This is a genomic window from Leucobacter sp. Ag1 (assembly GCF_000980875.1).
Taxonomy (GTDB): Bacteria; Actinomycetota; Actinomycetes; order Actinomycetales; family Microbacteriaceae; genus Leucobacter; species Leucobacter iarius.
On the sequence record NZ_LAYO01000104.1, the window covers coordinates 14,922 to 26,744 of the forward strand.

General features: G+C 74.6%; 10 protein-coding genes. 1 reads left to right on the forward strand and 9 read right to left on the reverse strand.

Features of this window, described 5'->3' with window-relative positions:
• Positions 1-401: 401 nt before the first annotated feature.
• The 8 genes from XM48_RS11880 to hemE are packed head-to-tail and all read right to left on the reverse strand — an operon-like array spanning position 402 to position 9,119.
• Complete coding sequence (locus XM48_RS11880; protein ID WP_046456048.1) at positions 402-1,754, reverse strand: glutamate-1-semialdehyde 2,1-aminomutase; 1,353 nt, start codon at positions 1,752-1,754, stop codon at positions 402-404.
• The gene (gene hemB, locus XM48_RS11885; RefSeq protein WP_084821152.1) at positions 1,751-2,734 is read right to left on the reverse strand and encodes a porphobilinogen synthase; all 984 of its coding nucleotides are present in this window, start codon (positions 2,732-2,734) and stop codon (positions 1,751-1,753) included. The genes XM48_RS11880 and hemB overlap by 4 nt, the downstream gene beginning before the upstream one ends.
• Positions 2,721-3,587: a uroporphyrinogen-III synthase gene (locus XM48_RS11890; protein ID WP_052961487.1), complete on the reverse strand. Its 867-nt coding sequence runs from the start codon at positions 3,585-3,587 to the stop codon at positions 2,721-2,723. Before XM48_RS11890 ends, hemB begins: the two co-directional genes overlap by 14 nt.
• Positions 3,584-4,588 carry a hydroxymethylbilane synthase gene (gene hemC, locus XM48_RS11895; protein ID WP_046456049.1) on the reverse strand — a complete coding sequence of 335 codons (1,005 nt, stop codon included), beginning with the start codon at positions 4,586-4,588 and terminating at the stop codon, positions 3,584-3,586. The genes XM48_RS11890 and hemC overlap by 4 nt, the downstream gene beginning before the upstream one ends.
• Positions 4,585-5,754 carry a ferrochelatase gene (locus tag XM48_RS11900; protein WP_046456050.1) on the reverse strand — a complete coding sequence of 390 codons (1,170 nt, stop codon included), beginning with the start codon at positions 5,752-5,754 and terminating at the stop codon, positions 4,585-4,587. Before XM48_RS11900 ends, hemC begins: the two co-directional genes overlap by 4 nt.
• Positions 5,751-6,467: a hydrogen peroxide-dependent heme synthase gene (gene hemQ, locus XM48_RS11905; protein WP_046456051.1), complete on the reverse strand. Its 717-nt coding sequence runs from the start codon at positions 6,465-6,467 to the stop codon at positions 5,751-5,753. Before hemQ ends, XM48_RS11900 begins: the two co-directional genes overlap by 4 nt.
• Positions 6,464-8,011, reverse strand: coding sequence for an NAD(P)/FAD-dependent oxidoreductase (locus XM48_RS11910; RefSeq protein WP_052961488.1), 1,548 nt, complete (start codon positions 8,009-8,011; stop codon positions 6,464-6,466). The genes hemQ and XM48_RS11910 overlap by 4 nt, the downstream gene beginning before the upstream one ends.
• Positions 8,001-9,119 carry a uroporphyrinogen decarboxylase gene (gene hemE / locus XM48_RS11915; RefSeq protein WP_046456052.1) on the reverse strand — a complete coding sequence of 373 codons (1,119 nt, stop codon included), beginning with the start codon at positions 9,117-9,119 and terminating at the stop codon, positions 8,001-8,003. The genes XM48_RS11910 and hemE overlap by 11 nt, the downstream gene beginning before the upstream one ends.
• A gap of 102 nt (positions 9,120-9,221) precedes the next feature.
• On the opposite strand from hemE, the gene XM48_RS11920 reads away from it, so the two are divergent.
• On the forward strand, positions 9,222-10,481 hold the full coding sequence (locus XM48_RS11920; protein WP_046456053.1) for a glutamyl-tRNA reductase: 1,260 nt from the start codon (positions 9,222-9,224) through the stop codon (positions 10,479-10,481).
• Between the two features lie 206 nt (positions 10,482-10,687).
• On the opposite strand, the gene XM48_RS17060 is transcribed toward XM48_RS11920, so the two are convergent.
• Entirely contained in the window at positions 10,688-11,734 is a 1,047-nt protein-coding gene (locus tag XM48_RS17060; RefSeq protein WP_052961489.1) for a GNAT family N-acetyltransferase, read from the reverse strand.
• Positions 11,735-11,823: the final 89 nt, after the last annotated feature.

Here is an 11,823-nt window from a genome sequence, read left to right on the forward strand (position 1 = left end):
GGAGATGAGCGGATGCTCCAGCAACGATCCGCTCCCGGACGTCGCGCTCACCGTTCGGCCTCCTGGACTCGTCGGCACGATCCGCCAACAGTTCCCGCGCCCATTCTCGATCCGCTGCCAGCCTCTTCCCGCCCCTGCCGAGTGAACGCTTGTCCACGAAAAGCGATGCCTTTTCGTGGACAAGCGTTCACTCGGCAGGGAGCGAGGGAGCGCGGGAGCGCAGGAGCGCAGGAGCGCAGGAGCGCAGGAGGTATTCGACAGGCCGTGGGGGGGGGGGGACGGGCGTCAGCACTGCGGCACGCGCTTTCATTCGGCAGGAGATTCGCGTTCGGAAGGATGAATCCGGTGGATTCGTCCTTCCGAACGCGAATCTCCTGCTGATGGCGGAGCCGGAACAGCGCCTACGGACGGGCTGCCGCGGCGGCCGCGGCAGCGGCCGGCAGCACCTCCTCGATGCGGCTCAGCGCAGCGTCGTCGTGGGCGGCCGTCACGAACCACGCCTCGAACGCGCTCGGGGGCAGGTTCACGCCGCCGTCGAGCATGGCGTGGAAGAACGCGCGGTAGCGGAACGCCTCCTGCTGCTGCACCTCGGCGTAGGTGCGCGGCGCCTCGGCGAAGTCGCCGAACAGCACGCTGAACAGGGTCCCAGCGCGCTGCACACGGTGCGGGACGCCCGCCGTGCTCAGCGCGGCACCGACCGCGCCGGACAGGCGCTCGGACGCCGCCGAAAGACGCGCGTAGGCCGCGTCGTCCGCGCCGCGCAGCGTCGCGAGGCCCGCGGCCACGGCGACGGGGTTCCCCGAGAGGGTGCCCGCCTGGTAGACGGGACCGAGCGGGGCCAGTTGCTCCATCAGTTCGACGCGACCGCCGACCGCGGCGAGCGGCAGCCCGCCGCCCACGACCTTGCCGAAGGTGAAGAGGTCGGGCTGCACGCCGTCGGCGACGCCCGCGGACTCGATCCCCCAGTACCCCGCCGCGCTCGCGCGGAACCCGGTGAGCACCTCGTCGAGGATCACGAGCGCGCCGTGGCGGTGCGCGAGCTCGATCATCGCGGCGGTGAAGCCGGGCTCGGGCGGCAGCACGCCCATGTTGCAGGCCGCGGCCTCGGCGATGATGCCGGCGATCCGGTCGCCGTGCTCGGCGAAGACCGCTTCGAGCGCCGCGAGGTCGTTGTAGGACAGCACGAGGGTCTGCCCGGCGGTCTCGGGGGTCACGCCCGCGGAGCCCGGCAGCGACAGCGTCGCGAGCCCGGATCCCGCCTCGGCGAGGAGCCCGTCGGAGTGGCCGTGGTAGTGCCCGGCGAACTTGATGAGCAGCGGTCGACCCGAGGCACCGCGCGCCAGACGGATCGCGGTCATGGTCGCCTCGGTGCCGGTCGACACGAGCCGCAGCCGTTCGACGGCGGGCACGCGCGCGATGATCTCCTCGGCCAGCTCGGCCTCCCCCGGCGCCGAGGCGCCGAAGCCCAGGCCGGCGGCCGTCGCGCGCTGCACGGCGTCGATGACGGGCGGATGCGCGTGGCCGAGCAGGGCGGGGCCCCACGCGGCGACGAGGTCGACGTACTCGTTGCCGTCGGCGTCGGTCACGTACGGGCCGGTGCCCGAGACGAGGAAGCGGGGCGTGCCGCCGACCGAACCGAAGGCCCGCACGGGCGAGTTGACGCCGCCGGGGATCACGCGCGCCGCGCGCTCCTGCAGGGCCGCGCTCCGATCGGTGGCGGCGTCGGTCCCGGTGGTACCGGTGGTGGGGTTCATCGCAGTCGCTCCGCAACCTCGAGGGCGAAGTAGCTGAGGATCGCGTCGGCCCCCGCGCGACGGATCGAGATGAGGGATTCGTGGATGGCCGCCTCGCGGTCGATCCAGCCGTTGGCGGACGCCGCCTCGATCATCGCCGCCTCGCCCGAGACCTGGTAGGCCCAGACCGGCACGGGACTCGTAGCGGCGACGTCGGCGAGCACGTCGAGGTACGACATGGCCGGCTTCACCATGAGCACGTCGGCGCCCTCGGCGAGGTCGAGCTCGGCCTCGCGCAGCCCCTCCCGGCGGTTGGCGGGATCCTGCTGGTAACTGCGGCGGTCCCCCGTGAGCTGCGAGTCGACGGCCTCGCGGAAGGGGCCGTAGAAGGCCGATGCATACTTCGCGGCGTAGGCCAGGATCGCGGTGTCCGCGTGTCCGGCGGCGTCGAGCGCGTCGCGCACGGCGGCGACCTGGCCGTCCATCATGCCCGAGAGGCCGAGCATCGCGGCACCGGCGTCGGCCTGCGCCACGGCGGCCGAGCGGTAGCGCTCGAGCGTGGCGTCGTTGTCGACCGATCCGTCGCCCGCGAGCACGCCGCAGTGGCCGTGGTCGGTGAACTCATCGAGGCAGAGGTCGGTCTGCACGACGAGCGCGTCGCCGACCTCCTGCTGCACCGCGCGGGTAGCGACGTTGAGGATCCCCTCGGGATCGTCGATGCCGGAACCGCGGGCGTCGCGCACCGCGGGCACGCCGAACAGCATCACGCCGCCGAGGCCGGCGGCCGCGGCCTCGGCCGAGATGCGGCGCAGCGAATCGACGGTGTGCTGCCGCACACCGGGCATGGCCTGCAGCTCGCGGGGCGCATCGATCCCCTCGCGGACGAAGAGCGGGAGCACGAGCTCGGCCGGGTGCAGCCGGGTCTCGGCGACGAGTCGGCGCATGGCCGGTGTGCTGCGCAGGCGGCGCGGGCGGATGCTGGGGGCGTCAGAGCTGGGCATCAGGGTCCTTCTCGGGTGCGGTGCCGCCGTCGGGCGCGAGGCCCGCGAACGGCGAGGTCGATTCGAACGGCTGCGTGGGCTCGAGGGCGAACGCGGCCGAGAGGGCGTCGAGCAGTCCGTCGACGGTGTGCATCGGGGCGACCGTGTCGGCGCGCAGCCCGGCGTCGACGAGCGCCTGCGCCGTCGGACCTCCGATCGCCGCGACGCGGGTCTCCGCGGGGATCGCCGCGCAGGCCGCGGCCAGCGCGCGGGCGACGGACCCGCTCGTCACGAGCACGGCGTCGAAGCCGCCCGCCGCGAGCGTCGAGGCATGCGCCGGATCCGGCGCGACCTCGACCGTGCGGTACGCGGTGACGCGCGACACCCAGTGGCCGGCATCGCGCAACGCCTCCTCCAGGCCGGTGCCCGCCTGGTCGGAGACGGGCAGCAGCACCTCGGCCGGGCCCGCGCCGAGCGCGGCGAGCATGGACGCGGCGAGCCCCTCGCCCGAGTAGTTGCGGGCCGGCATCACCGCGATGCGGAAGTCGTGCTGCTGCAGCGCCTCGGCCGTGCTGGGGCCGACGACCGCGACGCGCGAGTCCGCGCGCGGGCGGGCACCGGCGTTCACGAGCGCGGCGGCGGCGTTGGCGGAGGTGACCGCGAGCCAGTCGTAGTCGCCGCGGTTCCACGCCTCGACCGCGGCGCGCAGCGGCTCGCCGTCGTGCGGCGCGGCCAGTTCGATGAGCTGGCCGGTCACCGGCACTCCGCCGCGGCGACGTACCTCGGCGGCCACGCGCTCACCCCAGACGCCGCCGCGCGGCAGCAGGATCCGGCGGTCGGTGAGGGGCAGCGGTGCGCGCCGGACGGGGATCATCGCGCGGCTCCCAGGTCGGCGAGCTGCGCGGCGCCCGCGTCGAGCAGCGCCCGCGCGACCGCGGCGCCGAGCGCGTAGGCGGTCTCGGCCCTGGCGAACGGGTCCTCGGGCAGCTGCGCCGAGTTCTCGCGCACGAGCGACGCGCTGCCGTCGACCCGGTACACGGCTCCGGCGAGCACGATGCGGCCGTCCTCGTCGATGCGCGCCCAGGCGCCGACCGGCGCGGCGCAGCCGGCCTCCAGCGTGCCGAGCAGGCTGCGCTCGGCGAGCGCCGTGCAGCGGGAATCGGTGTGCTCCACGGCGGCGAGCGCCGTGGCGATCGCGCCGGGCGTCGCGGCGTCCTCCGTGCGCGCCTCGATGGCGAGGGCGCCCTGACCGGGGGCGGTCGGGGCGTCTTCGAGCGGGAAGCGCTCGGTGATGGATCCGCCGCGGCCGATCCGCTCGAGTCCGGCGACGGCGAGCACCACGGCGTCGAGGTCGCGGCCCACGCGGCCGAGCCGGGTGTCGACGTTGCCGCGCAGGTCGTGCACGGCGAGGTCGGGGCGGCGCGCGAGCAGCTGCGCCGCGCGGCGCGGCGATCCGGTCCCGACGTCGGCGCCCTGCGGGAGCTCCGCGAGGGTCAGGCCGTCGCGGGCGCAGAGCGCGTCGCGGGGATCGACGCGCTCTGGGATCGCGCCGAGCGCGATCCCTTCGCACGGGCCGGTCGGCAGGTCCTTGAGCGAGTGCACGGCGAGGTCGCACTCGCCGGCGAGGAGGGCGTCGCGCAGCGCGCTCACGAACACGCCGGTGCCGCCGAGCTGCGAGAGGGGCGCCCGCGAGGTGTCGCCGTGAGTGGTGATGATCACGAGCACGACCTCGGCGCCCGTCGCCGCGGCGATCCGCTCGGCGACGCCCGTCGTCTGGGTGACGGCGAGCGCGCTGCCGCGCGTGCCGACGCGGATCAGGCCGTCGCGGGCCCGCACGGGCTCGCGCGAGACCAGGATCCCGCTGGGTGCGGTCATGCGTCGGCCGCCTGCATCGCTCGGGCGCGGTGCGCGCGCACGGCGGCCTGGCGCTCCTCGGTGTCGCAGCAGCCCTCGCCGCACACGTCGAACCAGGGGCCGAGCGCGAGCTCGGAGGCGCGCTCGGCGACGGGGGTGCCGTCGCTGCGCTCGAGCACGAGGTCGATGAGTCCGCTCACGTAGGCCGGGTGGGTGCCGGGGGTCGGCACGCGCACGACCTCGAGGCCGTGCTCTCCCGCGGTCTCGATGGCCTCGGTGTCGAGGTCCCAGAGGACCTCCATGTGGTCGCTCACGAAGCCGACGGGCACGATGACGATCGCCTTCGCGCTGCCCTCGGGAATCTCGGCGATGAAGTCGTTGATGTCGGGCTCGAGCCACGGCTGGTGCGCGGGGCCGCTGCGCGACTGGTACACGAGGTCCCACGCCGCGCCCTCGCCGGCGGCCTCGGCCACCGCGGCGCTCACCGCCAGGTGCTGGGCCTCGTACGCCCCGGCGCCGCCGAGCGCCTCGGGGTGCGGCCCGAAGTCGCCCGTGTAGCTGTTCGGCACCGAGTGGGTGGCGAACAGGATCCGGACATCCTGCGCGGGGTCGAGGCCGGGGATCTTCTCGCGCAGTTCGGCGATGCCGCCGCGCAGCGCCTCGACGAACGGCGCGATGAAGCCCGGGTGATCGAAGTAGGGGCGGGCCTTGTCGATGGTCAGGCGGCCCGCGAGGCCGGTCTCGGCGAGCGCGTCGTCGATGTTCTCCTGATACTGCTTGCACCCCGAGTAGGAGGCGTAGGCGCTCGTCGCGAGCGCGAGGATCCGGCGGAAACCGTGGGCTTCCGCCTCCCGCAGCGCGTCCGGCAGGGTCGGATCCCAGTTGCGGTTGCCCCACAGCACCGGCAGGTCGATGCCGCGGCGATCCAGCTCGGCCGCGAGCGCGTCGCGCAGTTCGTGGTTCTGCCGATTGATGGGGCTGACCCCGCCGAAGTGGCGGTAGTGGTGCGCGACCTCTTCGAGGCGCTCGTCCGGGATCCCGCGCCCGCGGGTGACGTTGCGCAGGAACGGGATCACGTCGTCCTGCCCCTCCGGGCCGCCGAAGCCGAGCAGCAGGATCGCGTCGTACTCGTGAGGCTGCTCGTCGAACGCGGCCGGTGCGGCGGCGAGGGCGGGATCGGTGCTCATCGAAGGACCTCCAGTGCTTCGGTTTCGGTGATTCGGCGGCCCGTGAAGAACGGGACCTCCTCGCGCATGTGGCGTCGCGCGTCGGTGTTGCGCAGCTCGCGCATCATGTCGACCAGGTCGGTCAGCTCATCGGACTCCATCGGCAGGAGCCACTCGTAGTCGCCCAGCGCGAACGACGAGACGGTGTTCGCCACGACCGAGCGGAACGCGGCGCCCTTGCGCCCGTGGTCGGCGAGCATGCGGCGGCGATCCTCGTCGGGCAGCAGGTACCACTCGGCGTCGCGCACGAAGGGGTAGAGCACGAGCCAGTCGCGCGCGGACTCGCCGCGCAGGAAGCCGGGCACGTGGGCGCGGTTGAACTCGGCGGTGCGGTGCACGCCGAGCGCGTTCCACGTCGGCAGCAGGCGGTCGATGGCGGCCGTGCGGCGCAGCACGCGCAGGGCGGCCTGCAGCCCCTCGGCGGTGTCTCCGTGCAGCCAGACCATCAGGTCGGCGTCGGCGCGCAGACCCGACACGTCGTACCACCCGCGCAGCACGGTCCCGTCGGCGGCGAGCCGCTCGCCGGCGGCCGTCAGCTCGGCCAGCTCGCTCTGCGCGGCGGCGTCGCCCGCGGGCGCGGGGCGCTGAGGATCGCGACGGAACACCGCGAACAGGGTGTAGCCGCTCGGGCCGGGCTCGGCGGGGTGCGCCGCGGACTGCTCGTGTGCGCTCATGGGGTGTGACTCCTCTGCTGGGACTCGCTGCGGGTGGACGGTTCGGGGGATCCGCCGGGGGCGGGGGGTCGTTCGGCCGACCGGGACAGGCCGGCCAGCAGCTCGCGCGCGGCGGCGCGCGCGTGCGGGATCACCTGGGCGAGGCCCGTGACGGAGGCGGCCTCGCCGGTCCGGGCGACCGGGACTCGGGGTGCGGTGCTTCCTGCGACGGTTCCCGCGGTCCCCGCCGCGGCTCCGGCGACGCCGGAGTCCTGCGCAGCGGCGCGCGGCATGGTCCAGACGGCACGGTGCATCTCGCGCACGTCGCCGGCGCGCAGCTCGACGCCCAGGAGCTCGGCCGCATCGGCGACGGCGCGCTCGCGCACGGCCGCGTCCCCGAGCCCGCGCGTGGCCGGGATCCAGTCCGCGCTGCCGTAGGAGAGCCGCACGAGGTGCCGGCCGGGGCCGAGCCCCTCGGCCGAGGCGCGCCACTTCGCCGAGGTGTGGGTCAGGGCTTTCGCGGCGGGACCTCCGCGGTCGCTCCCCGCGACGAGCAGGCCGGTGCCGCGGGGGGCCGCGTCGAGTCGCGGATCCTCGATGGCGAGCAGCACGACCTCCACGTCGAAGCCGGGATCCCGCACGAGGCCCGGGAGCTGAGCCGCGAGCAGCACCGCATCGACGCGGATCGTCTCGCCGGCGAGCTGCACGTCCCAGCCGTCGTCGACGCCGCTCACCTCGACGACCTCGGCGCCGAGGCGGATCGCGACGCCGAGCTCGCGCAGTTCGTCTTCGAGCCGTTCAGGCAGCCGGTGCATGCCGCCGCCGACGCGGGCGACCGCGCCGCCGGCGGAGGTCCGTCGCGCGTTCGCCGCACGCACCGCCCGGGTGAGCGAACGGCCCTTCGCGAGGGTCGACGCCAGACCGGGGGCGACGCGCGCGACGGGCAGGCTCTCGGGATCCGTCGAGTAGACGCCGCGGGCGACGGGGCGCACGAGGCGGTCGAGCACCCTGGAGCCGAAGCGGGCCTCGACGAGGCCGCCGAGGGACCGCTCGTCGCGGCCGACCGCGCGCGGCAGCAGCGGCTCGATCGCGGCGCGCAGCGCCCCGCCGAGCCCGAGGGCCCGGCGGGCAGCACGCGAGAACGGCCGTGCGGGGATCCCGAGCAGACCCGGGGGCAGCGCGTACGCGGTCCCGCTGTCGTAGGCCCACGAGCCCAGCTGCTGCGGCGCCTCGATCCGGTCGATCATGCCGAGCTCGGTCAGCAGCACGGCGACGCCGTCGCCGCGGGTGGCGTAGGCCTCGGCCCCGAGATCGGCGACCACGGCATCGGTGCCGGCCCACGCCGCGATCCGCTCGCCGCGCAGCTTGCCGCCGAGCCGGTCGTCGCGTTCGATCACCGTGACCTCGGCCCCGCCGAGCGCGAGATCGCGCGCGGCGACGAGACCGGCGATCCCGCCGCCGACCACAGCGACGCGCCGCGCCGCGCCACGGTTCGCAGCAGCGGGGAGCGCCGCAGCCCGTCGCGCGGCGCGGCCGAGGGGTTGGTCCTCGTCGTCAGCGCCCATGGACCCGCTCCACGAGCCGGGTGAGCACCGACGGATCGGCCTCGGGCGGGACCCCGTGGCCGAGGTTCAGCACGTGCGCGGGCGCGCGCCGCCCGCGGGCGATCACGTCATCGACGTGCGCGTCGAGCACCTCGGCGGGCGCCGCCAGGAACGCCGGATCGATGTTGCCCTGCAGCACCACCGCGTCGCCCAGCGCCCGGCTGGCCTCGTCGAGCGGAGTGCGCCAGTCGACGCCGACGGCGTCGACGCCGAGGCCCGCGAACTGGTCGGCCAGGTGACCGGCGCCGACGGCGAAGTGGATGCGCGGCACCCGTGCCCCGGCAGCGGCGTAGCCCTCGAGGCCGGGATCCGGCGCGTGCAGGTGGCGCACGGCGTCGAGCGCCTTCGCCGAGTGGACCGCGACCGAATCGCGGTAGTCGACGGGGCGCAGCGATCCGGCCCAGGAGTCGAACAGCTGGACGGCGCTCGCGCCCGCCAGCACCTGCGCTTCGAGGAACGCGCCGCTGAGTTCGGCGGCCCAGTCGAGCAGCGCCGCCCACGTCTCGGGCTCCGCGTGCATGAGCGCGCGAGCGCGCAGGTGGTCGCGCGACGGCCCGCCCTCGACCAGGTAGGAGGCGAGCGTGAAGGGCGCGCCCGCGAAGCCGATCAGCGGGGTCGATCCGAGTTCGGCGACGGTGATCTCGACGGCGCGGCGGATCGGATCCAGGTGCTCGCGCAGGCGGTCCGCACCGTGCTCGGCGCGGAGCCGTGCGACCTGCTCGGCGGTGCGCACCGGTTCGGCGAACACGGGGCCGCGGCCCGCGACGATCTGCACGTCGACCCCGGCGAGGAGCAGGGGCACCACGATGTCGCTGAAGAAGATGCCGGCGTCGACGCCGTGCCGGCGCACCGGCTGCAGCGTGATCTCGGCGGCCAGCTCGGGGGTGGTGCAGGCCTCGAGCATGTCGCCGCCGGCGCGCAGCTCGCGGTACTCGGGGAGCGAGCGTCCGGCCTGGCGCATGAACCAGACCGGGGTCGTCTCGGGGCGGTCACCGCGGAGTGCTCGGACGAGCGGAGCGGCCGAGGTGCGGCCGTCGCGGAGGGGGTGCGAGGAGGGCAGGGCATTCATCAGATGATGATGCTAACGTATTCATCCGATGAAGATGCACACTCTCGTTCAGCTTGCTCTCAGGCACCGGGATTCCGCACGATTCCGCGGAGTTCCAGCCTGATGAGCCTGCTCTGCGTATCCGTCGACCACCACCGGGCCGACCTCGAACTGCTCGAACACATCGAGCGACGCGCCGACGACCTCACGGCGCGGCTGACCGATCCCGCATTCGCCACGGGAGCCGTCGTGGTGGCCACGTGCAACCGCTTCGAGGCCTACCTCGACTCCCCCGTGCTCGACCGCGACGCGGTGCTCCGCAGCCTCGCCGAGGCCGCGGAGCTGCCCGCCGAGCGCTTCGCGGACGCGAGCGCCGTGCACGCCGGCAGCGAGGTGCCCGAGCACCTGTTCGCCGTCGCCGGCGGCCTCGAATCGGCCGTCGTCGGCGAGGGCGAGATCGCCGGCCAGGTGCGCCGCGCGCTCGACCGGGCTCGCACCGCGGGCACCGTCACGACCGAGCTCGAACGCCTCTTCCAGCGCGCCACCGGCGTCTCGAAGGCGATCAAGCACCGCACCGGGATCCAGTCGAAGGGCCGCTCGCTCGTCCGCCTCGCCCTGCGCATGGCGGAGAGCCGCATCGGCGACTGGCGCGGCACCCGTATCGTGCTCGTCGGTACCGGCGCCTACGCGGGCGCCAGCCTCGCCGCGCTCCGCGCGCGCGGCGCCGAACGCATCGGGGTCTACTCCCCCTCGGGCCGGGCCCAGCAGTTCGCCGCGTCGCACGGGGTGCGGGCGATCCCGCACGAGGCGCTCGAACTCGAGCTGGAGCGCGCCGACCTCGTGATCGCGTGCAGCCACGCGCAGGATCCGCTGCTCGACCGAGAGCGCTTCGCCCGCACCGTCGCACCGTCGCGCGCGCCGTTCTGCCACGCGCTCGCGGGCGGCGCGGTGTCGAACGCCGACCGGCCGCGCCCCCGTCTCCTCATCGACCTCGGCGTGCCCCGCAACATCGACCCCGCTTCGGCCACCGTGCCGGGCGTCGAACTGCTGGACCTCGAGACCGTCGCGAAGCACGCCCCCATCGCCGAGCTCAGCGCCGAAGCGGAGGCGCGCGAGATCGTCGCCGACGCCGCCGCCGAGTTCGCGGCCGACCGCGCCGAGCTCGACGCGGTACCCGCCCTCGTGACGTTGCGCGGGCACGTGCACGGGATCCTGGAGGACGAGATCGCGCGCTCGGGCGACCCGGACGTCGCTGCCGCACTCCGGCACTTCGCGGGACGCCTCATGCACCAGCCCACCGTGCGGGTGCGCCAGCTGGGCCGCGCCGGACGCGCACCGGAGGCGCGGGCCGCGGTCGAGGCGCTGTTCGGGCCGGGCGAATAGGGCGGGGTCGGGCTCCCTCTCCGGCCCCCTTCGCCGAGAGGCGGCAAACTCATCGAATCAGCGCGCAATCCAGGAGTTTGACGCCACTCGACGACCTGCGGCGAGCGCACACACGCTCGGGGCCTCCCCTCCCGACGCCCCCGAGTCCCGACCCAGGCCCAAGCCAGAGGCGAGGCCGAACCCCGTCCGAGTTTCAGCCCCGGGATCTAGACGTCGTATCCGTAGGCGAGCAGGTGCACCACGGTGCCGTCGGGTCGGGTGAACTGGCGCTCTCGGTCGACGAGGCGCTCGAAGCCGAGGCGCTCGTAGAGCCTCCAGGCGGGTTCCATCATCAGGCCGGTGTTGAGCACGAGCCGACTGTTGCCGCGGAGTCGGGCCAGGGTGATGCCGAGCCGGGTGAGCCGTTCGCCGATGCCGCGTCCGCGGGCCGCGGCGCCGACACCGAGGAGGCGGATGTCGAGCTCGCCGGGGCGCGCGACGTCGCTGAGCGTCTTCCCGGGGCGGGGCGTCGTGATCGTGCCGAGCAGTTCGCCGCTGTCCCGGTCCTCGGCGACCCACACGATGCCGTCGCGCATGCGTCCGGCGACGTCCGCGATCTCGTGCAGGTAGCCCGAGTCGAGCCCCTCGTAGGTGTCCCGGTACGCAGCGAGCACGAGCGCGCTGACCGCTTCGACGTCGGTGCTCCGGATCTCGCGCACCCGCACGCTCGTATCGATCGGGCCCGCGGCGTCGCCGCCTAGGGGGTAGGCGTAGGTGAGGGATCCTCCGTATCCGCCGTCCGCGAGACTCGTGTCGCGTTCGGGGGTGCGCTCGTAGCCGAGCTTCGCGTAGAGGTGCTGGGCGGGGTTGCGTTCGCCGGTGTCGAGACGGATCGCGTCGACGCCCCACCGCAGGGCGAACTCGGTGCCGGCGCGGGTGAGCGCGGCGCCGAGTCCTGAGCCCTGCGCCGCCGGGTCGACGGCGACGAGGCGGAGTTCGGCTTCGCCCGGTGCCGCGAGCTTGGTGTACGCGCCTCCGCCGCGGAGCACGCTGACCGCACCGACCACTTCGCCGGGGGCCTCGGTGCGAGCGGCGACGAGCACGCGCCCGGCGGCATCGCGTCCGGCGGTGTCGCGCTCGGTGGCGAGCCACGCTTCGTTGCCGTCGAGGTCGGCGGCGTAGGGGCCGGCGGCGTACGCCCGGTGCAACAGATCGGCTTCCGCGGTGTGTTCTTCGGGGCGGATGGGACGGATCTCGAAGGCGCTGCTGCTCACCGCTCAAGTTTACGGCTGTCGCATCGCGCTCGTTTCTCTCCGCTTGTGGAGCGGGCTCCCAGCCTGCCCATGGGTTTTCACGTGAGAGT